This window comes from Cereibacter sphaeroides 2.4.1, from assembly GCF_000012905.2.
Taxonomy (GTDB): domain Bacteria; phylum Pseudomonadota; class Alphaproteobacteria; order Rhodobacterales; family Rhodobacteraceae; genus Cereibacter_A; species Cereibacter_A sphaeroides.
Genome location: NC_007494.2, coordinates 430,189 through 454,967, shown reverse-complemented (window position 1 = coordinate 454,967; position 24,779 = coordinate 430,189). Strand labels below are relative to the sequence as shown.

Annotated in this window: 24 protein-coding genes and 1 tRNA gene; 15 read left to right on the top strand and 10 right to left on the bottom strand. The window is 69.8% G+C overall.

All coding sequences use genetic code 11. The features are described 5' to 3' along the window. Positions 1 to 113: 113 nt before the first annotated feature. The 4 genes from RSP_RS17600 to RSP_RS17585 are packed head-to-tail and all read right to left on the bottom strand — an operon-like array spanning position 114 to position 5,237. The gene (locus RSP_RS17600; protein ID WP_011339268.1) at positions 114 to 1,187 is read right to left on the bottom strand and encodes a tartrate dehydrogenase; all 1,074 of its coding nucleotides are present in this window, start codon (positions 1,185 to 1,187) and stop codon (positions 114 to 116) included. A 10-nt stretch (positions 1,188 to 1,197) separates the two neighbouring features. Then, positions 1,198 to 2,280 (bottom strand): tartrate dehydrogenase, encoded by a 1,083-nt coding sequence (locus tag RSP_RS17595; RefSeq protein WP_011339267.1) that lies wholly within the window; start codon positions 2,278 to 2,280, stop codon positions 1,198 to 1,200. Between the two features lie 14 nt (positions 2,281 to 2,294). After that, complete coding sequence (locus RSP_RS17590; protein ID WP_011339266.1) at positions 2,295 to 4,271, bottom strand: tripartite tricarboxylate transporter permease; 1,977 nt, start codon at positions 4,269 to 4,271, stop codon at positions 2,295 to 2,297. Positions 4,272 to 4,280: 9 nt separating this feature from the next. Continuing rightward, positions 4,281 to 5,237, bottom strand: coding sequence for a tripartite tricarboxylate transporter substrate binding protein (locus RSP_RS17585; protein ID WP_011339265.1), 957 nt, complete (start codon positions 5,235 to 5,237; stop codon positions 4,281 to 4,283). Between the two features lie 260 nt (positions 5,238 to 5,497). Between RSP_RS17585 and RSP_RS17580 the strand changes: the two genes are divergently transcribed. From RSP_RS17580 to RSP_RS17560, 5 genes are all read left to right on the top strand, one after another. Continuing rightward, positions 5,498 to 6,445 carry a LysR substrate-binding domain-containing protein gene (locus tag RSP_RS17580; protein WP_009562685.1) on the top strand — a complete coding sequence of 316 codons (948 nt, stop codon included), beginning with the start codon at positions 5,498 to 5,500 and terminating at the stop codon, positions 6,443 to 6,445. An 80-nt stretch (positions 6,446 to 6,525) separates the two neighbouring features. Then, positions 6,526 to 7,689, top strand: a complete 1,164-nt coding sequence (locus tag RSP_RS17575) for a mandelate racemase/muconate lactonizing enzyme family protein (RefSeq protein WP_011339264.1) — start codon at positions 6,526 to 6,528, stop codon at positions 7,687 to 7,689. A gap of 170 nt (positions 7,690 to 7,859) precedes the next feature. Then, positions 7,860 to 8,678 (top strand): cyclase family protein, encoded by an 819-nt coding sequence (locus RSP_RS17570; RefSeq protein WP_011339263.1) that lies wholly within the window; start codon positions 7,860 to 7,862, stop codon positions 8,676 to 8,678. A 43-nt stretch (positions 8,679 to 8,721) separates the two neighbouring features. Beyond that, positions 8,722 to 9,129 carry a carboxymuconolactone decarboxylase family protein gene (locus RSP_RS17565; RefSeq protein WP_011339262.1) on the top strand — a complete coding sequence of 136 codons (408 nt, stop codon included), beginning with the start codon at positions 8,722 to 8,724 and terminating at the stop codon, positions 9,127 to 9,129. Next, positions 9,126 to 10,100 carry a quinone oxidoreductase family protein gene (locus RSP_RS17560; RefSeq protein ID WP_011339261.1) on the top strand — a complete coding sequence of 325 codons (975 nt, stop codon included), beginning with the start codon at positions 9,126 to 9,128 and terminating at the stop codon, positions 10,098 to 10,100. Before RSP_RS17565 ends, RSP_RS17560 begins: the two co-directional genes overlap by 4 nt. Positions 10,101 to 10,183: 83 nt before the next feature. Here RSP_RS17560 and RSP_RS17555 read toward each other — a convergent pair whose 3' ends face one another. The 4 genes from RSP_RS17555 to RSP_RS17540 all read right to left on the bottom strand — a co-directional run bounded on the left by RSP_RS17555 (position 10,184) and on the right by RSP_RS17540 (position 13,294). Then, positions 10,184 to 10,849 carry a DUF1236 domain-containing protein gene (locus RSP_RS17555; RefSeq protein WP_011339260.1) on the bottom strand — a complete coding sequence of 222 codons (666 nt, stop codon included), beginning with the start codon at positions 10,847 to 10,849 and terminating at the stop codon, positions 10,184 to 10,186. Between the two features lie 235 nt (positions 10,850 to 11,084). Then, a complete protein-coding gene (locus RSP_RS17550; protein WP_011339259.1) occupies positions 11,085 to 11,735 on the bottom strand; it encodes an RES family NAD+ phosphorylase in 651 nt (216 codons plus the stop codon). Beyond that, positions 11,735 to 12,346, bottom strand: coding sequence for a hypothetical protein (locus RSP_RS17545; RefSeq protein WP_011339258.1), 612 nt, complete (start codon positions 12,344 to 12,346; stop codon positions 11,735 to 11,737). The genes RSP_RS17550 and RSP_RS17545 overlap by 1 nt, the downstream gene beginning before the upstream one ends. Before the next feature lie 63 nt (positions 12,347 to 12,409). Continuing rightward, a complete protein-coding gene (locus tag RSP_RS17540) occupies positions 12,410 to 13,294 on the bottom strand; it encodes a glutathione S-transferase family protein (RefSeq protein ID WP_011339257.1) in 885 nt (294 codons plus the stop codon). A gap of 179 nt (positions 13,295 to 13,473) precedes the next feature. Between RSP_RS17540 and aroQ the strand changes: the two genes are divergently transcribed. The 10 genes from aroQ (at position 13,474) to RSP_RS17495 (ending at position 23,658) form a co-directional block, all read left to right on the top strand. Beyond that, on the top strand, positions 13,474 to 13,917 hold the full coding sequence (aroQ, locus tag RSP_RS17535; protein ID WP_011339256.1) for a type II 3-dehydroquinate dehydratase: 444 nt from the start codon (positions 13,474 to 13,476) through the stop codon (positions 13,915 to 13,917). Positions 13,918 to 14,004: 87 nt separating this feature from the next. After that, positions 14,005 to 15,261, top strand: a complete 1,257-nt coding sequence (locus RSP_RS17530; protein ID WP_017140372.1) for an efflux RND transporter periplasmic adaptor subunit — start codon at positions 14,005 to 14,007, stop codon at positions 15,259 to 15,261. Continuing rightward, entirely contained in the window at positions 15,258 to 15,959 is a 702-nt protein-coding gene (locus RSP_RS17525) for an ABC transporter ATP-binding protein (RefSeq protein ID WP_017140371.1), read from the top strand. Before RSP_RS17530 ends, RSP_RS17525 begins: the two co-directional genes overlap by 4 nt. A 1-nt stretch (position 15,960) precedes the next feature. Next, on the top strand, positions 15,961 to 17,166 hold the full coding sequence (locus RSP_RS17520) for an ABC transporter permease (protein WP_011339253.1): 1,206 nt from the start codon (positions 15,961 to 15,963) through the stop codon (positions 17,164 to 17,166). 177 nt (positions 17,167 to 17,343) lie between these two features. Beyond that, positions 17,344 to 18,483 carry a TRAP transporter substrate-binding protein gene (locus RSP_RS17515; protein ID WP_011339252.1) on the top strand — a complete coding sequence of 380 codons (1,140 nt, stop codon included), beginning with the start codon at positions 17,344 to 17,346 and terminating at the stop codon, positions 18,481 to 18,483. A 51-nt stretch (positions 18,484 to 18,534) separates the two neighbouring features. Then, the gene (locus tag RSP_RS17510; protein WP_011339251.1) at positions 18,535 to 19,107 is read left to right on the top strand and encodes a TRAP transporter small permease subunit; all 573 of its coding nucleotides are present in this window, start codon (positions 18,535 to 18,537) and stop codon (positions 19,105 to 19,107) included. Between the two features lie 181 nt (positions 19,108 to 19,288). Further along, the gene (locus tag RSP_RS17505; RefSeq protein WP_011339250.1) at positions 19,289 to 20,710 is read left to right on the top strand and encodes a TRAP transporter large permease; all 1,422 of its coding nucleotides are present in this window, start codon (positions 19,289 to 19,291) and stop codon (positions 20,708 to 20,710) included. Continuing rightward, a complete protein-coding gene (locus RSP_RS17500; protein WP_011339249.1) occupies positions 20,697 to 22,055 on the top strand; it encodes an amidase in 1,359 nt (452 codons plus the stop codon). The genes RSP_RS17505 and RSP_RS17500 overlap by 14 nt, the downstream gene beginning before the upstream one ends. Next, entirely contained in the window at positions 22,052 to 22,207 is a 156-nt protein-coding gene (locus tag RSP_RS22285; RefSeq protein ID WP_002724127.1) for a hypothetical protein, read from the top strand. The genes RSP_RS17500 and RSP_RS22285 overlap by 4 nt, the downstream gene beginning before the upstream one ends. Before the next feature lie 131 nt (positions 22,208 to 22,338). Beyond that, complete coding sequence (locus RSP_RS17495) at positions 22,339 to 23,658, top strand: GGDEF domain-containing protein (protein ID WP_011339248.1); 1,320 nt, start codon at positions 22,339 to 22,341, stop codon at positions 23,656 to 23,658. A gap of 166 nt (positions 23,659 to 23,824) precedes the next feature. Here the strand turns inward: RSP_RS17495 and RSP_RS17490 are convergent. Then, positions 23,825 to 23,900 (bottom strand) — tRNA-Ala (locus tag RSP_RS17490). 58 nt (positions 23,901 to 23,958) lie between these two features. Then, positions 23,959 to 24,624, bottom strand: a complete 666-nt coding sequence (locus tag RSP_RS17485) for a sulfotransferase family 2 domain-containing protein (RefSeq protein ID WP_011339247.1) — start codon at positions 24,622 to 24,624, stop codon at positions 23,959 to 23,961. Positions 24,625 to 24,779 lie beyond the last annotated feature (155 nt).

Genomic DNA, 24,779 nt, shown 5'->3' with positions numbered 1-24,779 from the left:
AGCCGCCGGACAGATGCCCGGCGAAAAAAGACTTTCACTTCAGAACCGGCAGGGCGTGACCCGTCCGCGAGCGCGGATCGATCCCGTCCCGAAGACCTGCCGCCCGCACCGCCTCAACCCAGCGCCTCGACGATGGCCTTGCCGCAGGTGACGGTGTCGGCCGCGCCGGCGAGGTCCCGCGTCCGCAACCGCGGATCGGCGAGGACGCGCTCGATGGCCGCCATGATCTCGGCCGCGGCCTCGCCATGGCCGAGGTGGTCAAGCATCATCGCCCCGGCCCAGATCTGCCCCACCGGATTGGCGATGCCCTGTCCCGCGATGTCGGGCGCCGAGCCGTGGACCGGCTCGAACAGCGAGGGAAAGGCGCGCTCGGGGTTGATGTTGCCCGAGGGCGCGATGCCGATGGTGCCGGTGCAGGCGGGCCCGAGGTCGGACAGGATGTCGCCGAAGAGGTTCGAGGCCACGACCACGTCGAACCGGTCCGGGTTCAGCACGAAATGCGCGGCCAGAATGTCGATGTGATACTTGTCCCAGGCGACATCCGGGTAGTCCTGCGCCATCGCCTCCACCCGCTCGTCCCAGTAGGGCATGGTGATCGAGATTCCGTTCGACTTGGTGGCCGAGGTCAGCCTGCGCCGCTCGCGCCGGTTCGCCAGCTCGAAGGCATAGCGCAGCACACGGTCGATGCCGTGACGGCTCATCACCGTCTCCTGCAGCACGATCTCGCGCTCGGTGCCGGGATACATCCTGCCGCCGATCGCGGAATATTCGCCCTCCGTATTCTCGCGCACGATCCACATGTCGATGTCGCCCGGCCCGCGCCCGGCCAGCGGCGAGGGCACGCCCGGCATCAGCCGGGCCGGGCGCAGGTTCACATACTGGTCGAACTGCCGGCGGAACTGGATCAGCGAGCCCCAGAGCGAGACGTGATCGGGCACCGTCGCAGGCCAGCCCACCGCGCCGAAGAACAGGGCGTCGTGCCCTCCGATACGCTCCTGCCAGTCCTCGGGCATCATCTGGCCGTGCCGCGCGTAGTAGTCGCAGGAGGCGAAGTCGAACTCCTCGAAGCGCAGGTCGATCCGGTGGCGCCCGGCCACCGCTTCGAGCACCCGCAGCCCTTCCGGCACCACTTCCTTGCCGATGCCGTCGCCGGCGATGACCGCGATCTTCAGGTGATTGTCTGCCATGTCGTGCTCCTCAGGCGTTGCGGCCGCGCAGGGCCGCGATCAGGGCATCCGTCACCTGCCGCGTGGTGGCCCGACCGCCGAGGTCGGGCGTATGGAGATCCTCGTCCGCCGTCACCCGGCCCACGGCGGTCATCAGCCGCCCCGCGGCCTCGGCCTCCCCCAGATGCTCGAGCATCATGGCGGCGGTCCAGAAGGTGGCCACCGGGTTCGCGATGCCCCGCCCGGTGATGTCGAAGGCCGAGCCGTGGATCGGCTCGAACATCGAGGGCGTGTCGCGCTCGGGGTTGAGGTTGGCGGTGGGCGCCACGCCGATGGAGCCCGCCAGTGCCGCGGCGAGATCCGACAGGATGTCCGCATGAAGGTTCGTGGCGACGATCGTGTCGAGCGATGCGGGCTTCTGCACCATGCGCACCGTCATGGCATCGACCAGCATCTTGTCCCAGCGCACGTCCGGGAACTCGCGCGCGACCTCGCCCGCGATCTGGTCCCAGAGCACCATGCCGTGCCGCTGCGCGTTGGATTTGGTCACCACGGTCAGGAGCTTGCGCGGCCGCGACTGCGCAAGGCGGAAGGCGAAGCGCATGATTCGCTCGACCCCGGCGCGGGTGAAGATCGACACATCCGTGGCCACCTCCAGCGGCAGGCCGGGGTGCGAGCGCCCGCCTTGCCCGGCATATTCGCCCTCGGAATTCTCGCGCACGATCACCCAGTCGAGCTCGCTCTCCCCGACATGGCGGAGCGGGCTGCGGATGCCGGGCAGCATCCGGGTCGGCCGCACATTGGCATATTGGTCGAGCGGCTGGCAGATGGCGAGGCGCAGCCCCCAGAGCGTCAGATGGTCGGCCACGTCGGGCGCGCCCACCGCGCCGAACAGGATCGCGTCGAAGCCGCGCAGCCGGTCGGCCCCGTCCTCGGGCATGAAGGCGCCGGTGCGCCGGTAGCGGTCGGTTCCCCAGTCGAAGCTCTCCACGTCGAAGCGGAAGCCGCCGTCGCGGTCGGCCAGCGCCTCGAGCACCTCGAGCCCCGCCGCGACCACCTCGATCCCGATCCCGTCGCCGGGAATGGCGGCGATCCTGTGGGTGCGTATGTCCATATCAAGTCTCCGGTTCAGAACAGGATGCCGGAAGGCATCCGCAGCAGCAGGACGTGGGCCATGAGCCACCAGAAGCCGAGCACGATGGCCACGCCCGAGAGGATCCAGACCGCCCAGGTCCGGGGGCCGGGCCGGTCGTAGTCGGCCACGATCATGATGGCGAGGAAGGCCGCGAGGCTCGTGACGATGAAGCCCAGGACCGGCAGGAGGCCCACCCACAGCGCCATGACGAGGGCGAGGGCCAGACGGCGGCGGTTGCCGGCGCTCTCCGCCTCGCGGGGCGGCGCCGATGCGGTGCGGCCCCTCAGCCCCAGCCCGATCAGAAGGAGCGAGAAGAGGATCAGGCCCACGGCGATGGTCGTGGGGAAGATCGAGCCCACCGCCGACATGCCGCGCGCGCCGAGAAAGATCAGGATGCCGAGCAGCACGAACCCTGCGGCAAGCCCCATTCCCGCCGTGTCGCGTCCTCTCGCAGCGTCGGGTGCCGCGGCGGCCGCGGCCGGGGTCTTCTTCCGCGTCCGGCGTTCGGCCACGAAGGGATAGAGGAGCGTCAGCAGCGCGGCGAGAATGATGCCGATGCTGATCGGCCGCCCGAAGAACATCTCGAGCGTCCGGTCCGAGGCATTGCCGATCAGATAGGTCTGCACGAAACCCTGTTCGGCGATCTGGCCCAGCACGAGGCCCAGCACGATGGGCGAGGGCGCGAACCCGTAGCGGGCGAGCACCCAGGCGATGAGGCCGAGGCCCACCATCAGCTGCGCATCCTGCACGTTGGAATGGATGGCGAAGGAGCCGATCACCGTGAGAAGCGCCACGGTGGGCGCCAGCATGGCCTTGGGGATCGCCACCACGGTACGGTAGGCATAGCGCCCGATCAGAAGGCCCGCGGGCAGCATGAGGACGGTGGCGATCAGCAGCCCCCAGATGAAGGTATAGACCACGCCCGCCTCGGCGCTGAAGAGCGTGGGGCCGATCTTGATCCCCTGCACGAGCAGGGCGCCGAGGATGATGGCGTCGGGCGGGGTGCCGGGGATGCCCAGCACCAGCGTCGGGATGAAGCCGCCGCCCACGGTGGCATTGTTGGCGGCCTCGGTCGCGATCACCCCATCGGGCTCGCCCTTGCCGAAGGCCTCGGGGGTGCGCGAGGAGCGGCGTGCCTCGGCATAGGAGACGAGGCCCGCGATGGAGCCGCCCGCGCCCGGCAGGATGCCCACCACGGTGCCGATCACCGACGAGCGGATCACGTTCACCTTGCGCGCCCAGGCGATGCGCAGCCCCTCGCCGAGCCGCAGCCCGTGGGTCTCGGCCGGGCGCAGATGCGCGTCCCTTGTGGCCACGAGGTCGAGGATCACCGGGATGCAGTAAAGGCCGATGATGGCCGAGGTGATGTCGATCCCGCCGAGGAACCGCTGCATCCCGAGCGTGTAGCGGACATCGCCGCCCACCACCGCGACTCCCACCATGGACAGAAAGAGGCCGAGGCAGGCACCGATCAGCCCCTTCAGCGTGTTGCCCACCGAAAGGGCCGCGATCAGCGTCATGCCGAAGATGGCGAGCCAGAAATATTCCGTGGGCCCGAAGGCCAGCGCCACCCGCGCGAGCGGCGGGGCAAGGATCAGGAGGGCGATGGCGCCGACGATGCCGCCCGCCACCGACGAGAGCGTGGCGAGCGTGATCGCCAGCCCCCCGTCGCCCCGCCGCGCCATCGGATAGCCGTCGAAGGTGGTGGCGATGGACGAGGGGGTGCCCGGCGTGTTGACGAGGATCGCCGCGAAGGCTCCGCCGTAGATCGCGCCGGTATAGATCGCGCCGAGGGCGATGAGGCCCGCGGCGGGATCCATGGTGAAGGTGAAGGGGACGAGCACGGCCACCGCCATCGTGGCGGAGAGGCCCGGAAGCGCCCCCACGACGGTGCCGAGCACCACGCCCACGAGCGCCAGCATCAGGTTGAACGGCGTCAGGGCGCCGATGAGGTAGCCGAGAACGTCCATCGCCCGCCCTCAGCCGCCGATGCCGAGAGCTTTCGCGCCCTCCTGATATTCGGCGATCTTCTCGGCCATGAAGGCGTCCATCTTCGCATAGGGGATGTCGGTCAGAACGAAACCGCCCTCTTCCATCTTCTTCACGAAGTCGGGCCGCTGGTTGATCTCGGTCACGATGTCCGAAATCCGTGTGCGCAGCTCCTCGGGCGTCGCATCGGGCACGGCCACGCCGCGGTAGGCGCCGCCCACGAGGTCGTAGCCCAGCTCCTTGAAGGTCGGCACGTCCGGGAAGGCGGGCAGACGCTCGTCGGCCGCCACCGCCAGCATCCGGAGCGCATCGCCCTGGTTCACCGCCGAGGTCGCGTAGTTGAACCCTGCCACCGTCTGGCTGCCGAGGACCGCCGTGATGGCCGGGCCGGTGCCCGAGAAGGGGATGTAGGTCGTGGTGATGCCGGCGAGCTGGTCGAACTTCGCCTGCGCGAGATTGTTGGACGAGTTCGACCCGGAGCCCGAGAAGGTCACCGCGCCCGGATTGGCCCTGGCATTCTCGACAAGGTCGGCGAGCGTCTGGAACTCGCTGTCCTTGGGCACGAAGATCGCGTCGGGCGTATAGTGGAAATAGTTGACAGGCGTCAACTCGTCGGTCTTGTAGCCGACGTTGGCTTCGATCGGCTGAAGCACCGTGTGCGGCAGGTTGATGCCCATGATCGTGTAGCCGTCGCCCTCGATCGCATTGAGCTGCGACCAGGCCTGTGCACCGCCGGCTCCCGCCTGATACTGGATGACCACCGGCTGGCCGGTCACGGCCTCCCATTCCGCCTGCTGGTAGCGGGCCGAGATGTCGGATTCGCCGCCGGCGTTGAACGGGATGATGTAGGTCACAGGCTTGGTCGGGAAATCGGCCGCCGACTGCGCGAAGAGCGGCGCGGCGGCGAGGGTGGCACCGAGTGCCACGGCGAGCCTCTTGACGTTCATGGTTCTCCTCCTGGGTCTCGATTGCGAGCGTCGATCGGCCCCCTGAAACCGGGTGCCGGATCCTGAAATCGGAGGAGGGGAAGGCCATCCCGCACGAGGGCCGGGGCCGCTGCGAATGCTCCTCCGGGCCCGGTCCTTGCGGGAAAAAGAGGCCCCGACCGGCTGATGCGCCGCTTGGCACGGCATGTTGAAAGTGTAGACTGTTCCTTGAAAGTTGATAGTCGGCGCTGCTTCAAAACTTTATTGCGTCAGGAGCAAGAATGGCGGAAGGCGACCTCTCCTTCTTCGTGATGCTGGCCCGGCGCGAGAGCTTCTCGGCCACGGCGCAGGATCTGGGCCTGTCGGCCTCGGCGGTGAGCCGGCGCCTCGCCCGGCTCGAGGATCGGCTGGGGGTCCGGCTGCTGAACCGCACGACGCGCAAGGTGAGCCTCACGAGCGAGGGCGAGGCCTATTATGGCGCGGCCCTGCGGCTTCTCGACGAGATCGCGGATCTCGAACACAATCTCTCGCAGGGTCGCGACCGCCCGGCGGGCCTTCTGCGGATCAATGCCACGCTGGGTTTCGGGCGCACCCATCTCGCCCCGGCCATCGCGCGCTTCCGCCGGATCCATCCGGCGGTGGAGGTGCAGCTTCTGTTGACCGATGCGCCGCTCAATCTCGTCGAGGAGGGGATCGATCTCGGGATCCGCTTCGGAGCCCCGCCCTTCGGGCGCATGGTCATGCGGCTTCTGCAGCGCAACCGGAGGTTCCTCTGCGCGGCGCCCTCCTATCTCGAGGCCCGCGGGGTGCCGCAGAGCCTCACCGATCTGCAGCAGCACAGCTGCATCGTGCTCAGGCAGGACCATGACGCCTACGACGTCTGGCGCTTCGACGATATCGGCGAGGCCTCGCCCTCGGCCAAGGTGAGCGGCGAGCTCAGCACCAACGACGGCGAGATCGCGCTGGCCTGGGTGCTCGACGGGCAGGGGATCATGCTGCGCTCGGAGTGGGACATCGCCCAGCATGTCCGTGAGGGTCGGCTGCGCCTCCTGCTGCCCCACTATCGCCAGACCGCCAACATCCACGCCATCTATCCGGAGCGCCACAATCTCTCGGCCAAGGTCCGCGTCTTTGCCGACCATCTGGCGGCGCATGTGCGCGACGCCGACGCCCGGATGCCGCTGCAGCTCGCGGCGGCCGAACTGCGGGCGGCCACCGCCCGTGCCTGATCCCCACGGGCTCGCGGGGCAGACCCGGCGCCGCCCGGCCCGGAGGGGCCTCACCTGACCAGAAGCGAAAGGACGACCTCATGCGCATCCTCGATATCGTCGAATCCACGCAGCCCATCTCGTCGCCGATCCGCAACGCCTACATCGACTTCAGCCGGATGACGGCCAGCCTCGTGGCGGTGGTGACGGATGTGGTGCGCGACGGCCGGCGTGTCGTGGGCTACGGCTTCAACTCGAACGGCCGCTACGGGCAGGGCGGGCTGATCCGCGAGCGCTTCCGCGACCGGATCCTCGAAGCCCCGCCCGAGAGCCTGCTGACGGAAGCGGGCGACAATCTCGATCCGCACCGGATCTGGGCCGCGATGATGAGCAACGAGAAGCCGGGCGGCCATGGCGAACGGTCGGTCGCGGTCGGAACGCTCGACATGGCGGTGTGGGATGCGGTGGCCAAGATCGCGGGCCAGCCGCTCTTCCGCCTGCTGGCCCATGCGAAGGGGCGCGAGGCCGATCCGCGCGTCTTCGTCTATGCGGCGGGCGGCTACTATTATCCCGGCAAGGACGATGCGGCGCTGAGGCGCGAGATGCGCAGCTACCTCGACCGCGGCTATACCGTGGTCAAGATGAAGATCGGCGGGGCCCCGCTCGACGAGGATCGCCGCCGGATCGAGGCGGTGCTTCAGGAGATCGGGCCGCAGGCGCGCCTCGCGGTGGATGCCAACGGGCGCTTCGATCTGGAGACGGCCATCGCCTATGCGAAGATGCTCAGGGACTATCCGCTGTTCTGGTATGAGGAGGCGGGCGATCCCCTCGACTATGCGCTTCAGGCGGCGCTGGCCGAGTTCTATCCGGGGCCGATGGCGACCGGCGAGAACCTCTTCTCGCATCAGGATGCGCGCAACCTCCTGCGTTACGGGGGCATGCGGGCCGACCGCGACTGGCTGCAGTTCGATTGCGCGCTGTCCTACGGGCTGGTCGAGTATCTGCGGACGCTCGAGGTGCTGGAAAGCTGCGGCTGGTCGTCCCGGCGCTGCATCCCGCATGGCGGCCACCAGATGTCGCTGAACATCGCCGCGGGCCTCGGCCTCGGCGGGAACGAGAGCTATCCCGATCTCTTCCAGCCCTATGGCGGCTTTCCCGACACGGTGAAGGTGGTCGACGGCCATATCACCATGCCCGACCTGCCGGGCATCGGCTTCGAGGGCAAGTCCGACCTCATCCGGGTGATGCGGGCGCTGGCCGAGTAGCCGCTCGTCCGGCGCGGGCGCCGGGGCTGCGTTTTCCGGCGCGCCTCGCCCCAGGCCGGAGGGTCTGCGCCTGCCGGATCCGGGGCCGGCGGGCCAGGCCTTCGCCGCGCTTGACAGGATCGGCGCTTCGGGCACCCTGCCGGAAGAAACAGACAGAAGGAGGGAGCCTCATGTGCGATATCTGCGTGACCCAGGCGGTGAAGGAGCGGATGCTGTCGCGCCGCTCCTTCTTCCGCGGGGCGGCGGCGACGGCTGCGGGCGTGGCTGCGGGCAGCGTGTTTCAGGCTCCGGCCGCTCTGGCGCAGGGCCACAGTGCGGTCGAGGACCTGACCCACGAGCTGCACGAGGGCTTCCCCACCTTCTTCGGCGAGCAGCAGTTCTTCTTCGACCAGAAGTTCACCTATGCCAAAGACAAGTTCAATCTGGCGGAGTTTCGGGTGAATGAGCACACCGGCACCCATATCGATGCGCCGCTCCATTTCTCGGCCGACGGGATGAGCGTGGCGGAGATCCCGGTGGGCAATCTGGTGGTGCCGCTCTGCATCGTGGATATCGCGGCCAAGGCCGAGGACAATCCCGATGCGCAGCTGACGCCGGACGATCTGAAGGCCTGGATCGCGACGCATGGCGAGATCCCCGCCAATGCCTGCGTGGCGATGCATTCGGGCTGGGGACGCCATGTGGCGACCGAGCGGTTCCGCAACACCGGCGCCGACGACATGGGCCATTATCCGGGCTTCCATGTCGAGGCGGCGCAGATGCTGCTCGAGACGCAGGCGGGCTCGATCGGGGTCGATACGCTCTCGCTCGACCATGGCATGTCGCCGGATTTCGCCACCCATTACGCCTGGTTGCCCTCGGGGCGGTTCGGGATCGAATGTCTGGCGAACCTCGACAAGCTGCCTCCGGTCGGGGCCACTCTGGTGGTCGGTGCGCCGAAGCACCGCGGCGGAACCGGCGGTCCCGCCCGCGTCATCGCGCTGATCTGAACTGTCGCCCGGCCGTCCGCGGCCGGGCCAACCCGAGGACCCCATGGCCACACACCGACTTCTGAGCGACGAGGAGGCTGCCCGCGATCCGCGCGTGGCCGCAATCTTCGCCGACATCCGCGAGACGCGGAAAACCGACTATATCAACAACTTCTGGCGCGCTCTTGCCAATCAGCCCGAGCTTCTGGAAAGCATATGGAACCGGCTCCGGCAGGTCATGGCGCCGGGCGCGCTCGATCCCCTGACCAAGGAGCTGATCTATATCGCCGTCTCGGTGACGAACGGCTGTTCCTACTGCACCCATTCCCATACGGCGGCCGCCCGCGCCAAGGGGCTCAGCCCGGAGCAGGAGGCCGAGTTCCTCGCGGTGCTGGGCATGGCGGCCCAGACCAACCAGCTCGTGACCGCGCTTCAGGTGCCGGTCGACGCGGCCTTTCAGGTGGAAACATGACCGATCACGCCATCGTTGCGACCCGCCCCGGCGGCCCCGACGTGCTCGAATGGGCCGAGCGCCCCGCCGGGCGGCCCGGACCGGGCGAGGTGCGCCTGCGCCAGACGGCCGTCGGGCTGAACTTCATCGACTGCTACTTCCGCTCGGGCCTCTATCCCTGGCCCGCCGATGAGCTGATCCCCGGCGGCGAGGCCGCAGGCGTGGTCGAGGAGCTGGGCGAAGGCGTGAGCGGCTTCGCGCCCGGCGACAGGGTGGCCTATACGATGCCGAACGGCGCCTGCCGCACGGCTCGGGTCCTGCCCGCCGACCGGCTGGTCCGGCTGCCCGAGGGCGTGACGGACGAGGTGGCGGCCTCGATCATGCTGAAGGGGCTGACGGCGCAGTACCTGATCCATTCGAGTTTCCGGGTGGAGGCGGGGCACCATGTCCTCGTCCATGCCGCAGCGGGCGGCGTGGGACAGCTTCTCGGCCAGTGGCTGAAGGCCAAGGGCGCCATCACCTACGGAACGGTCGGCGGCGCGGCCAAGGCCGAGATGGCGCGCGCCAGCGGCTTCGACCATGTGATCGATTACGAGGCCACCGACTTCGCCGAGGCGGTGCGCGAGCTGACCGGCGGGCGCGGCTGCGATGTCGTCTATGACTCGGTCGGCCGCACCACCTGGCGCGGGTCGCTGAAGAGCCTGCGGCCGCGCGGCAGCTTCGTCTGTTTCGGCCAGTCCTCGGGCCCGCTCGACGAGTTCCGCTTCTCCGACCTCGCGGCGGGCAGCTTCACCGCGAACCGGCCCTCGCTCTTCCATTACATTGCCACGCGCGACGAGCTCGAGGCGCGGGCGGCCGATCTCTTTGCGCTGGTGGCCGAGGGGCGGATCGTGCCGCGGATCGGGCAGACCTTCGCGCTGAAGGACACGGCCGAGGCGCACCGCGCGCTGGAGGGTCGCCGCACCACCGGGGCGACCGTGCTTCTGCCCTGAAAAAGCCGGGCGGAAGGGTCCGCCCGGCGTCACAGGTTGCCTGGTCGCCCCTGCCGCGGATCTCCGGCGGCAAGGGCCTGCGGTCAGCGGACGATCTGCACGATCTGGCGCTGGTTCGGATCGACGATCACCGGCACGCCGTTGACATAGCTGTAGGCATAGGTGCTCTCGGGGATCGGCGTCAGCACGACGGTCTCGGGGATCGCCGCCCCGGTGACGACTTCGCCTTCGAGCCAGACCGGCTCGACCGGGTTCTGCTGGACATAGGTCACGGTGGTGGTGTCCGGCGGATCAAGCGCATCGCCGCCGGCCATGCCGAGCACGCCGCCGATCAGAGCGCCGGCCGGGCCGGCGATGGCCGCGCCCGAGGCCGCTCCGGCTGCGCCGCCGGCCAGCACGCTGCCGCCGTCGCGGTCTTCCTCGTAGGTCACGGACTCATAGGTCACGCGGGGATCGCCCGAGGCCATCGGCACCGCCGTATTCTCGACCGACATGGCGAGGTAATCGCCGGCAGCCCAGCCCGAGGTGCCCTCGTGATTCACGCGGCACCATTTGGCGGCATCGACGCAGCCTTCGACCATCACCAGCGCGTCCGAGGGGATCACGCCCACGATCGTGTAGTTCGAGCCGGGGCCCGAGCGCAGGTTGAGATCGGTCATCGGGCGGGCTTCCTGCACCTGCGCCGAGGCGGCGCCGGCGAGAAGCGTCGCGGCTGCCACGGAGAGCCAGAGCGTGCTGTTGCGGGTCATGTCCAGTCCTTTCGGATGTTTTTTTCAAGTGCCAATCGGCATGCGGCCATCAACGGCGACCGGGTGCGCAGGTTCCTCATGACGCACGGGCACAGGACTTTCGGACAGGCTCGGGAGGAGAGAGGGCGAGGTCATGGCGTTGGAGAGGCCCTCCGCAGCGGGACGGGCCGCGCGCGGCCTCGTCTCAGGCAAACTCCGCGTCAGGGGGCCGGAAGATCCCGAGCCTTCTGCGCCCTCAGGCGACGAGATAGCCGATGACCCCCGCCGCGCGCAGGACGGGCACGCGCAGCGCGGGATCGGCGAGGGCGCGGTGGAAGTCGGGGCTGTCGGGCAGCGCCGGGCGCGCCCGCTCGTAGAGCGCCATGACGGGGGCATTGCCGCCCATGGAGGAGGGGTAGAGCAGCCCGTCGATGGCCGGAAAAGCCTCGTAGAAGGCGCGGCTCCAGCGGCGGGCGCGGGCCTTCGGCCCCGAGGCGATGGCCGCGGAGGCGCCGGCCCGCGTGGGCCAGAGGCCGGTCAGATCGAGGAGCGTCAGGGGCCGGGCCAGCGCGAAGACTGCAAACCACGGCGACCGGCCGGTGAGGTCGATGATCCGCGTCTCCTGAAAGACCTCGGCCGCGCAGACGGCGAGCGCGCCCGGCGCGGCGGACCCGGCCGCATAGAGGATGCCGCGCGCCTGCACCTGCGGGGCGCCCAGCGCGTCGGGCAGGTGGGGATCGAACCGGCCGCTGCCGGGGCCCCAGAAGCGGAAATCGTTCCAGCCCACGGGATGATCGCCGCCGCGAAAGAAGATCCGCGCGAGCGGCGTGCCGGCGGGCAGGGTCGCGATCTCGGGGCCGAGCGCCGCCAGCGTCGCGGCAGGCGGCGGTTCGGGGAACTTCGCCATCAGATCGCGGCGGCCAGCTCGCGCACGGGTTCGGGATCGTGGCCTGCCGCGAGCCAGGCCGCAGGGGTCAGGCCCGCGCCGCGCCCGTCGTCGAGGTCGGATTGCGGCGTGGTGAAAAAGGCCGCCACCTGCACCGGCCGGGCCTCGGGCCGGATCGCCTTCAGCACCCGGCGCAGGCCCGGCAGCTCGCCCGAGGCGGTGAGCTGGAAGCCCGGGATGCGCCAGCCGCGCGCGTCGGGACCGCGGATGCCGAGGATCGTGCGCTCGCGCAGCCGCTGGCGCAGGCGGCTCGGATCGACGCCGAGCCGTGCGGCGACCTCGGCCAGCGGCAGCGCGGTCTCGGCCAGCACCGCATGGCGGGCGGCCAGATCGAGCGCCGGCTGCGGATCGGCCACGCCCCCGGGCTCGACCCCCACCGCGCGCAGAGCGGCGCGCTCGGCCCCGGACAGGGGCTCGGCGCGGGAGGGCGGCAGGATCTCCTGCCCGTGCTCTTCCAGATAGTCGCCCGCCGCGCGTGCGATCCGCCCCTCGAACCCCGCGAGCCGGAATTTGGCGAGCGTCGCGCGCAGCGCGTCGAAATCCTCGTGTCCGCGATCCATGGCGCCCGGCATGACGACCTCCTGTCTGCTCACGACAAGATGGGGTGTGAGGGATCGTGAGTCAAGGACGGGTCCTCACGATCCCTCACGGTGACGCAGCAGTGCCGTGAAGGCGGGCCAGGCCTCGGGGTCGGCCACGGTCTTGTCGCGGCAGAAGGGGTTGCAGAAGCCGAAGATTCGCCCCTCGATCTCGAGCAGGTCGGTCACCGGCGCGCCCGAATAGGGGCAGGCGTCGTTCTCGGCCACGCCGTCCGCCACGGCGCGGGCGGGCAGGGGCGCGGGGCCGGGCCAGGGTCTTGGTGGATAGGGCCGGGCGTAGAACTCCTGATCGGCGCCATCGACCGCCCCCATCGCGCGCCAGCGGCGGAAGGAGGGATGGGCGAGATGGGCCGCCACATAGGCCTGCGCCTCGGGGCTGACGGCGAGCCCGTAGCCTGCGATGCGTGCCGCGACGGGGGCGAAGAACACATCCGCCGCGCTGTAGGATCCGCAGAGCCACGGGCCCTCGGTGCTGCAGCGCGCCCGGGCCTCGGCCCAGATCCTTTCGAGCCGGGCGAGATCGGCCTGCACGGCCTCGGGCGGGTCGCAGCCCTCGTAGCTCACGCGGAGGTTCATGGGGCAGTGGCTGCGGAGCGCCCCGAAGCCCGCATGCATCTCGGCCGCGAGTGCGCGCGCCACCGCCCGATGCTCGGGATCGGCGGGCCAGATCCCCGCCTCGGGATGGCGCGAGGCGAGCTCTTCGGCGATGGCGAGGCTTTCGGCCACCACCGTTCCGGCCGACGTCTTCATCGCGGGCACGGTGCGGGCGGGGGCGAAATCGGCCAGAAGCGCGGGCAGCTCGTCGGTATAGAGCCGGGCGCGCCGCACGCGGACGGGAAGCCCGAAGGCATCGAAGAGGAGCCAGCCGCGCAGGCTCCAGCTGGAATAGGCGCGATCGCCGATGGCAAGCTCGTAGGTCAAGGGACACCTCCTGATGCGGGCAGAGTAGGGGCAGCGGCCGATCCTGCCAAACGTCCTTTCCTGAACGGGATCATCACGGCGCGCGATGGAGGCCCGCACGCAAGCGGCTGGAAACGCGCGCCCGCCCGGGGCATATCAGCGGAAGGCCCGCCCGCGCGGAGGGCCAGAGCGGAGGACGCATGACGACGACGATCTACATCCTGAACGGGCCGAACCTGAACCTGCTGGGCCAGCGCCAGCCCGAGATCTACGGGCACGAGACGCTGGCCGATGTCGAGCGGCGCTGTGCGGCGGTCGCGGCCGAGAAGGGCTTCTCGGTGCGCCTCTTCCAGTCGAACCACGAAGGCGCCATCGTCGACCAGATCCACGAGGCCCGGCAGGCGGCCTGCGGCATCGTCATCAACCCGGCCGCCTATACGCACACCTCGGTGGCGATCCTCGACGCGCTCAATGCCTTCGAGGGGCCGGTGATCGAGTGCCACATCTCGAACGTCCACAAGCGCGAGAGCTTCCGCCATCACTCCTATGTGAGCCTGCGCGCCGACGGGGTGCTGGCGGGCTTCGGCATCGAGGGCTACGAACTGGCGGTGCGGCGGATCTGTTCGCTCTGCGCAGGCGGCTGAGCCGGGTTCGCATGATCTGGCGCAAGTCCTTGGCGGGGCGGCTCGCCTAAGCAGGGCACGACAGGGATGGCCGCCGGAGAAGGACCCATGACCGACAGGAGCGACGATCTCGCCCGCATCCTCGACCGACGCCGCCGCGGGCGGCGCTGGCTCTGGCCCCTGCTGGCGCTGGGGCTGCTTGCGGGCGGGGGCCTCCTCTGGGCCTCGCGGCAGGGGGCGGAGCCCGCGCTTGCCTATGTGACCGAGCCGGTGGAGCGGGGCGGGCTTGTCGTGACGGTGATGGCCACGGGCACGGTGCAGCCCACGACGCAGGTCGAGGTTTCCTCGGAACTGTCGGGCACGCTCGCCGCGGTGGAGGTGGATTACAACGACGAGGTCGCGGTGGGCCAGCCGCTCGCCCGGCTGGACGACACGCGGCTGAAGGCGCAGGTCGCCAATGCCGAGGCCTCGCTCGAGGCGGCGGAGGGGCGGCTCGAACAGGCCCGCGCCACCGCGCTCGAGGCGGCCGAGAACTACCGCTCGCGCTCGGCGCTCGACCAGCGGGGCGTGGCCGCCCATCTCGATCTCGTGGCGACCGAGGCCGCCCACAAGCGCGCGGAATCCGAGGTAAAGATCGCCGAGGCCGACCGCACGCTCGCGGCTGCCAATCTCGAGGTGCAGCGGGTGGATCTGGCCAAGGCCGTGATCCGCTCGCCGATCCGCGGCATCGTGCTCGACCGGGCAGCGGAGGCGGGGCAGATCGTGGCCTCCTCGCTGAACACGCCGGTGCTGTTCACGCTGGCCGAGGATCTGACCCGGATGGAGCTGCGCGTCGACATCGACGAGGCCGACATCGGCCGGGTGCGGGTGGGCAACCGCGCCTCCTTCAAGGTGGACGCCTATCCGGGGCGGAGCTTCAAGGCCGAGATCGTGCAGGTGCGCTACGCGCCCGAGACGACCGACGGCGTGGTGACCTACAAGGCGGTGCTGTCGGTGGACAATGGCGAGCGGCTGCTGCGGCCCGGTATGACCGCGACCGCGACGATCACGGTGGCCGAGGTGGAGGGCGCGCTCCTCGTGCCGAATGCCGCGCTGCGCTTCGCCCCGCCGGCGGTGGCCCAGCCCGGCAGTTCCGGCGGCAACCGCGGGGGCGGGCTGCTCGGGCTCATCATGCCCCGCGCCCCCGGGCCGATGAGCGAGGCGGACGCCACGTCGGGCCCCACGGTCTGGGTCCTGCGCGACGGTGAGCCCGACCGGGTGGCGGTCGAGACCGGCGAGACCGACGGGCGGCGGACCGAGATCCGCGGCGGCGCGCTCGAGGAGGGGGCTCCGGTCATCACCGATCAGCGCGAGGCCGGAGCTTGACCGAGGGGCCGCTCATCGCGCTTCAGGGGATCGGCCGGTCCTATGGCGAGGGCGAGGCCGAGGTGCGCGCGCTCGACGGGGTGGATCTCACCATCCGGCGCGGCGAGTTCGTGGCGATCATGGGCCCGTCGGGGTCGGGCAAGTCGACGGCGATGAACATCATCGGCTGCCTCGACCGGCCCACCTCGGGGCGCTACCTCTTCGAGGGGACCGACGTCTCGGGGCTCGACCGCGACGGGCGGGCGCTGCTGCGGCGGCACTTTCTGGGCTTCGTCTTTCAGGGCTTCAACCTCCTGGCCCGCACCACTGCGCTCGAGAATGTCGAGCTGCCGCTGATCTACAAGGGCCTGCCGCGGGCCGAGCGGATCGAGAAGGCGCAGCGGGCGCTGGCGCGGGTGGGGCTTGCCGGGCGCGAGCATCACGATCCCTCGCAGCTCTCGGGCGGCCAGCAGCAGCGGGTGGCCATCGCCCGCGCGCTGGCGGGCGAACCCGCGGTGATCCTTGCCGACGAGCCCACAGGCAACCTCGACAGCCAGCGGTCGCATGAGATCATGCAGCTGATGCAGGCGCTGAACCGCGAAGGGATCACCATCGTCATGGTCACCCACGAAGAGGATATCGCGGCCTATGCCGGGCGGCTCGTCGTCTTCACCGACGGCCATCTCACGCGGGACGAGCCGGTGAAGGCGAGGGCCTGAGATGCTGTGGGAGACGATCCGCCTCGCCTTCATCGCCATCGTGCGGAACAAGCTGCGCTCGTTCCTGACCGTGCTCGGCGTGGTGATCGGGGTGGCGGCGGTCATCGCCATGGTGACGGTGGGGCAGGGCTCGTCGGCGCAGGTTTCGGCCAATGTGGCGAGCCTCGGGACCAACGTGCTGATCCTGCGGCCGGGCAAGCGGATGATGGGGCCCGGGACGCGCGACACCTCGCCTGCCTTCACGCTGCGCGACGTGGAGGCGCTCGAGGAGCTGCCGGTGATCCGGGCGGTCTCGCCCAACACCTCGGCCTCGCAGACGGTGGTCTATGGCAATGCCAATGCCACAACCTCGATCACCGGCACCACGGCCGCCTATCTCACCGTGGCCAACTGGGTGCTGGCGGGCGGCCGCGTCTTCACGCAGGCCGAGGAGCGGCAGGGGGCGGCAGTCTGCATTCTGGGTGAGACGGTGCGCCAGAAGCTGTTCGGCGCGGCCGACCCGTTGGGCCAGACGGTGCGGATCAAGTCGATCTCGTGTCTGGTGGTGGGGCTGCTCGAGGCCAAGGGCGCGGGCTCGTTCGGGCAGGATCAGGACGATCTGGTGCTGATGCCCATCCGCACCGTGCAGCGGAGGCTGGTGGGCAATCAGGATGTCTCGGGCATGTCGGTGGCGCTTCAGGACGGCGTCTCGGCCACGCGCGGCATCCGCGACATCAGCGCGCTCCTGCGCGAGCGGCGGCGGATCGGGCCTGCCGACGAGGAAAACTTCTCAGTGACGGACATGAAGGAGATCGCCTCGATGCTGAGCTCGATCAACACCGTCCTCGCGGGGCTGCTCTCCTCGGTCGCGGCGGTGAGCCTTCTGGTCGGCGGCATCGGGATCATGAACATCATGCTGGTCTCGGTCACCGAGCGCACGCGCGAGATCGGCATCCGGCTTGCGGTGGGGGCGACGGCGGGGCAGGTGCTGACGCAGTTCCTCGTCGAGGCGGTGGTGCTGTCGGTGCTGGGCGGCATGATCGGCATCGCCCTCGGGCTCGCGCTGGCGCTGGTCGCCTCGCGCTACATGCTCATTCCCTTCACGCCCGATCCGCTGGTGGTGCTGATGGCCTTCGGATTTTCGGCGGTCGTGGGGGTGATCTTCGGCTATTTCCCCGCCCGCCGGGCCGCCCGGCTCGACCCGATCGAGGCGCTGCGCCACCAGTAGGATGGAAGGGAGAGGGGTCGGTTTCACCGGCGGGCGCAGAGGCGGCCCGGCGCCGTTTCCGTAGCGTCACCTCATCCGAAACGACAAGAGGCGCCGGAAAATGTTGAAATGAGGCCGGTTGTTGGCAACACTTTCCAGGCTGCGCTTGGGAGGGCGCGGCCAACTGGGAGGAATGACATGACGGCTTTCGAGAAGAAAGCGGCGTATTCGCGCCGCTCGTTCCTGCGCACCGGTGCCTTGGCCGGGGGTGCGGCGGCGGGGTCTGTCCTGGCGGCTCCGGCCGTTCTGGCCCAAGCGCCGCTGGTGATGAAGATGCAGACATCCTGGCCTGCCTCGGACATCTGGATGGACTTCGCCCGCGAATATGTCACGCGGGTCGAGGAGATGTCGGGCGGCAGGATCAAGGTGGACCTGCTGCCGGCCGGGGCCGTGGTCGGCGCCTTCCAGGTGATGGATGCCGTGCATGACGGTGTGATCGACGCTTCGCATTCGGTGTCGGCCTACTGGTACGGCAAGTCGAAGGCGGCCTCGTTCTTCGGCACGGGCCCGGTCTTCGGCGGTTCGGCCACCACGATGCTCGGCTGGTTCTATCAGGGCGGCGGTCAGGATCTCTACCGCGAGCTGACCCAGGATATTCTCGGAATGAACATCGTGGGCTTCTACGGCTTCCCGATGCCGGCCCAGCCCTTCGGCTGGTTCAAGACCGAGGTGAACGGCGTCGCCGACATCCAGGGCTTCAAATACCGGACCGTGGGGCTGGCGGCCGACCTGCTGCAGGCGATGGGCATGTCGGTGGCGCAGCTGCCCGGCGGCGAGATCGTGCCGGCGATGGAGCGGGGCGTGATCGACGCCTTCGAGTTCAACAACCCCTCGTCGGACATGCGCTTCGGCGCGCAGGACGTGGCGAAGAACTATTATCTCTCCTCCTACCATCAGGCGTCCGAGAGCTTCGAATATACGTTCAACCGCGATTTCTACGAGGATCTGGATCCCGATCTGCAGGCGATCCTGAAATATGCGGTGGAGGCGGCCTCGACCTCGAACACGGCGCTGGCGCTGCGCCAGTATTCGGCCGATCTCGCGACGCTCGCGGCCGAAAACGGGGTCGCGGTGCATCGGACCCCGAAGGATATCCTTTCGGGCCAGCTCGAGGCGTGGGACAAGCTGATCGTGGATCTCGAGGCCGACGAGTTCTTCAAGAAGGTCCTCGACAGCCAGCGCGCCTGGGTGGAGCAGGTAAGCTATTACGAGCTGATGAACGCGGCCGACCTCGGGCTGGCCTACGAACATCACTTCCCCGGCAAGCTCAAGCTCTGACGCGATCCGGCCCCGGGACCTCTCCCGGGGCCTTTTCCATCGGGAGATCCCATGCGCGCCTTCATCCGTTTCGCCGACCGCCTGTCGGCGGCCTTCGGCCATGCCTTCGGCTGGCTGGTGGTCCTCATGACCCTCGGGGTCAGCTACGAAGTTCTCGTGCGCTACGCCTTCAATGCGCCGACGCCCTGGTCGCTCGACGTGTCCTTCATCATGTATGGCACGCTCTTCATGATGGGCGGCGCCTATACGCTGTCGCGCAACGGCCATGTGCGCGGCGATTTCCTCTACCGGATGTGGAAGCCCCGCACGCAGGCGGCGGTGGATCTGGTGCTCTACCTGATCTTCTTCTTTCCCGGCATCACGGCGCTGATCCTTTCGGGCTGGAAATATTCCGCGCGGTCCTGGGGGTATGCCGAAGTCAGCGTGAACAGCCCTGCGGGCATCCCGATCTATCAGTTCAAGTCGGTGATGGTGGCCGCGGGGCTCCTCCTCTTCATTCAGGGGCTGGCGCAGGTCTGCCGCTGCCTCCTCTGCCTGCGCGAGGGCTACTGGCTCTCGGCCGAGCAGGATGTCGAGGAGACCGAGGCCGCGCTCGTGCGCGACCATGGCGGGGAGGCGACATGAGCCGCGCCGCTGCCGCCCCGGCCCGGCGATTACGGGCGCCGCGCGGCTCCGCATCCGTTCCGGCGCGGACCCGCTCCCGGTTGCCGTGCGATGACGCCTCTGCCGCGGCCCGGACCCGCTTCCCGTTGCCGGGCGGGCCCGCCCCCTTCGACTTTCATCCTCGCAGCAAGGAGACGGCCGAGTGACCGACCCTCAAGTGGCCCTGCTGATGCTGGGCATCTTCATCTCGCTCGTCTTCCTCGGCTTCCCCATCGCCTTCACCCTCATGGCCCTCGGCATCGGCTTCGGCTATTACGCCTATTTCGATGCGAGCCGGATGTGGCGGGCCTTCAACCGGCTGGGGGAGGAGGCCGACGGCTGGACCTCGGCCTCGACCTGGGTCGAGGGGTTCTTCAACAACCGGATCTTCGACCTCTTCATCAACCAGACATACACGGTGATGTCGAACGAGGTGCTGACCGCGATCCCGCTCTTTCTCTTCATGGGCTACATCGTCGAGCGGGCGAACATCGTGGACCGGCTCTTTACCACGCTCAACATCGCCTCGAAGAACATCCCCGGCTCGATGGGGGTGGCGGCGCTCGTGACCTGCGCGCTGTTCGCCACGGCCACCGGCATCGTGGGGGCGGTGGTCACGCTGATGGGGCTTCTCGCGCTGCCCGCGATGCTGAAATCCCGCTACGACCATGCCTTCGCCTCGGGGATCATCTGCGCGGGCGGCACGCTCGGCATCCTGATCCCGCCCTCGATCATGCTGATCGTCTATGCGGCCTCCTCGGGCGTCTCGATCGTGCGGCTCTATGCGGCGGCGCTCCTGCCGGGGCTCACGCTCGTGGGCCTCTATCTCGTCTACATCATCGGCCGGGCGATCCTGCAGCCGCATGTGGCGCCACGCCCGGCGCCGGGCGAGGTGCCGGACGTGCCGGGGGGCAAGCTCTTCCTGATGCTGCTCACCTCGTTCTTCCCGCTGGCGGTGCTGATCCTCGCGGTGCTGGGCTCGATCCTCTTCGGGCTGGCCACGCCCACCGAGGCGGCCTCGATCGGGGCGCTCGGGGGCATGGTGCTGGCCGTTCTCTACCGCGCGATGACCTTCGAGAGGCTGCGCGAGAGCGTCTATCTCACCGTGCGCACGACGGCGATGGTCTGCTGGCTCTTCGTCGGCTCATACACCTTCTCGGCGGTCTTCTCCTACCTCGGCGGCGAGCAGGTGATCGCCGACTTCGTGGGGAGCCTCGATCTCACGCCGTTCCAGTTCCTCATCCTTGCGCAGATCATCATCTTCCTGCTCGGCTGGCCGCTCGAATGGTCCGAGATCATCATCATCTTCGTGCCGATCTTCCTGCCGCTCTTGCGGATCTTCGACATCGACCCGCTGTTCTTCGGGGTGCTCGTCGCGCTGAACCTGCAGACCTCGTTCCTGACACCGCCCATGGCCATGTCGGCCTATTACCTGAAGGGGATCGCGCCGGCGCAGGTGCGGCTCACGCAGATCTTCGCGGGCTCCTTGCCCTATGTGGGGATGGTCTTCGTCTGCATGGCGCTGATGTATCTCTTCCCGCAGATCGTCTTCGCACTTCCGGAGTTCGTCTATGGGGCGCGCTGATCGCAACGGAGGGCTGCTCGCGCTGACCGGGGCCGAGCTTGCGGAGCGGCTCGCCTCGGGCGCGGTGCGCGCGGTGGAACTGGTCGAGGCCTGCCTCGCGCAGATCGCCGCGCGCGAGCCGGAGGTGCAGGCCTGGGCCTTCCTCGACGGGGATCATGCGATGGCGCAGGCGCGCGCGCTCGATGCGCGCCGGCAGAGCGGGGCGGCGCTCGGCCCACTGCACGGACTGCCGGTGGGGGTGAAGGACGTGATCGACGTGCGCGGCATGCCGACCGGCCTCGGCCTTGCCGGCGGAGCGGGGCGGGTGGCGCAGGCCGATGCCTTCGTCGCAGCCCGGCTGCGGGCGGCGGGGGCGATCCTGATGGGCAAGACCGCGACGGCCGAGGCGGCCTTCCTCGAGCCGCCCGCCACGCGCAACCCGCACGACCCCGCCCGCACGCCGGGCGGCTCCTCCTCGGGCTCTGCGGCGGCGGTGGCGGCGGGCATGGTGCCGCTGGCTATCGGCACCCAGACCGGCGGATCGGTGATCCGCCCCGCGGCCTTCTGCGGCATCGCGGGCTTCAAGCCGAGCTTCGGCCTCATCCCCCGCTCGGGCGTCCTGACCCAGTCGCCGAGCCTCGACACGATGGGCGTCTTCGGCCGCAGCGTGGCCGACGTGGCGCTCCTGGCCGAGGCGCTCGCCGGCCACGATCCGGCCGATCCGGCGAGCCTGCTGCAGCCCGCGCCGCGCCTGCCCGAGACCGCGGCCAGCGATCCGCCGGTGACGCCGACGCTGGCCTTCGTGCGGCCGCCCGGCTGGGAGGCGGCGCATGAGGAGATGCGGCTCGCCCTGCAGGAACTGGCGGAGCTGCTGGGGCGGGACTGCCTCGCGCTCGAGCTGCCCGCGGTCTTCGGCGCAGCGGCCGACCTGCGCCGCCGGATCAACCTGGCCGAGATGGCGCATCACTATGCGGGTCTTGCAGGCCGGGCGGCCCTGTCGCCCCTCCTGAGCGAGGCGCTGGCCGAGGGGCGGAGGATCCCGGCCGCGGATTATCTCGCGGCGCTCGAGGCGCGGACGGCGCTGCGCGCAGGGCTGGAGCCGATCTTTCATCGCTGCGACGCGATCCTCTGCCCTGCCGCGCCGGGCCCCGCGCCCGACCGCGCCACGACCGGAGACGCGATCTTCAACGGGCTCTGGACCTTCTGCGGCCTGCCCGCCGTCACTCTGCCGCTCTTCGTCTCGTCCGACGGCCTGCCGATGGGGGCGCAGCTCGTGGGCCCGCCGGGCGGCGACGCCCGCCTTCTGCGCACCGCCCGCTGGCTGGTCCAGCGCCTCGCTCAAACCGCACCGGAGACAGCCCCATGACCCGTCGCCTGCTGCCCCTTTTCGCGCTGATCGTGCTCGCGGCCTTCCTCGGCATCCTTGCGATGAAGGTTCCGCGCCTCGATCTGGGCCTCGTCGTGCTGGCGACGCTGCTGCTCGCGGCGTGGGATCTCTGGCGCGGCCCACCCGCCTGACGCAGGGCTGGCGCGTGGCGGCCGCGGGCTGTCGTGACCGCAGCGCTATGTCGGGCCTCGCGGCGGGGGGCTGGCTGGTCCGCGGTGCCGGCAGGTGGTAAGGACATCCGCAGGTTTCCGAAGGATCGCGGATGGACTGGGCACGGCGCATTCTCTATCGGCAATCGCTCCGCGGCTGGATGGCGCTGGCGCTGGTCCTCGCCGTCCTGCCGCTTCTGACCAGCGCCGTGGTGGGCTACGCCGTCTATCACCGCACCATCGTCAGCCCGTTCCGCGACGTGCTGACGGTTCAGCATGCGACGCTCGTCAGCCTCGAACGCATCCACGACGATTACTGGCAGGTGGCCGAAGCGGTGAACGGCTATCTGCTCAGCGGCGATACCGAGCGCGCCGTCCGCTATGCCGCCGTGGCAGCCGAGGTCGAGGCGCAGTTCGAAAGGCTCTCGGAGGCCGTGGCGGCCGATCCGGCGCTGGTCGCGCTCATCGGGGTAGCGCGGGCGGAATGGAGTGCGCTCGCGCGCGATGCTGAGACCGTGCTCGCCCGTCCGCGGGAGGGGCTGGCCGGGGCGGTGCCCGACATCGACCGGGTCGCGGCACTCGAACGCGAGCTGCCGGTGGCGGCGCAGAGGCTCGAGCAGATCGTCGAGCGGCTGCGGAGCGAGAGCGAGGCGCATCACGCGGCGGCGCTGGTGGCGCTCCGGCGGCTGGAGATCGGGGCGGCTGCGGCCCTCATCCTGTCCGTCCTGATGATGGGGCTCGGCGCCTGGGTGGTGAACCGGGCGATCGTCCTCGGGACCGACCGGCTGGTCGAGGGCGCGCGGCGCGTGGCCTCGGGGCAGCGCGAAGAGCCGGTGGCGGTGACGGTGCCCCCGGAGCTCGCTGCCGTGGCCAATGCCTTCAACGACATGACCCGCACCATCGTCGAGCAGGAGGCGCGGCTGCGCGAGTTCGGGCGGAGGGACGCGCTGACCTCGCTTCTCAATCGCCGCGAGTTCGACCACGCGCTGGAGCAGCGCGCGGCGCCCTGGACGGGCGAGCCCTATGCGCTGCTGCTGATCGACATCGACCGGTTCAAGCGGATCAACGACACCCACGGCCATGCGGTGGGCGATGCCGTGCTGCGGGCGGTGGCCCTGCGGCTGGCCGCGTCCGCGCGCCAGGGTTTGCCCCTCTTCCGGTACGGCGGCGAGGAATTCGCCCTGCTCCTCGACCGGGCCGGGGCGGCCGAGGCCCTGTCCGAGGCCGAGGATCTGCGCCGCGCGGTGGCGGAGGAGCCGGTCGGGCTGGAGGACGGCACGCGGATCGCCGTCACGATCAGCGTGGGCATCGCGCTCGGCGCCCGCGGTCAGGCCGGCGCGGAGCTGTTCGCGGCCGCCGACCGCGCACTCTATGCGGCGAAGGACGCGGGGCGCAATTGCAGCCGGATGGATCCCTCTGTTGTGCAGGCCTGAGGGATCGAAGCAGGTCCGTTCGGTCCCCTTGGCCGAGGGGCCGTGAACGTCCATCGCGATCCCGACGTCTCTGACAGGGAAGGGGGAATGCCGATCAGACCTGCACGGTTCGCGCAACGTGCCCGCCGAAAGCAGGGGCCTGCGAAGGGCGGGATCAGGTGGATTTTGGTGGAGCCGAGGGGGATCGAACCCCTGACCTCGTCATTGCGAACGACGCGCTCTCCCAACTGAGCTACGACCCCAACGAGGCGCTATCTCGCCCAAGCGGAGGGGGAAGTCAAGGGCGGTTCTGCGGAAATTTCACCGCCCGGCCGCATCGTCGAAGCGATAGTGGAAACGGCCGATATCCTCGGCGCAGAGACGCGCGAGGAGGGCCGCATCGGCGTCGCTGTAGCTGCTGCGCCAGTCCTGCGGCGGGCCGGAGTCGCCCGTGCGGCGCAGGGGCGCGAGGCGGAAGCCCAGATGCGCCTCGAAGGGCGGCAGATCCTCCTCGAGATGCTCCGCCCGCAGATAGAGGCTCGCGCGCTCCACCCCATGCCGGTCGCGCATGTAGGCGGAGGCGGGCCAGAGCCGGAAGGAGGTCTGGGTCTGCGGATGGTTGAGAAAGCCCGAGAAATCGAGCGATTTGGCAAGGCCCACCGCAGGATGGGCGAAGCTCTGGCCGCGGAGCCAGAGATAGTAGCGCAGCGCGCGGTCCCACGGGTTGCGCACGAGGGTCAGGGTGAAGAAGCTCTCGATCTCGGCGTCGGTGAGCAGGCCCGCGATATCGGCGAGAGTGGAGTGGGTCCAGAGCCGTCCGCGCGCCTTCACCCCGCGCAGTCCGGCGCGGTGGCTGCGGGCCTTGGGCGTGTCGCCGATCAGGATGTCGTCCTTGCGCGCACGGGCCTCGAGCGCGAGCGCCAGGGCGCTGCCGCCGGCCTTCGGGATATGGACGAAGATGAAGCGGCGGGCACGGGAGAGGATCATGCGGCACCTCCGGCTGCGCGGCGATGGCCCGAGCTGCCGGCCCGGGCGTCGGGCCTGCTGCAGAGGCGGGGAGCGGCCTTCGGTGCGGCAGGCTCGGAGACGGCGGGGCCCGGACGGAGGGAGCCGCCGCCGGGGGCATCGAACCCCCGGCGGCG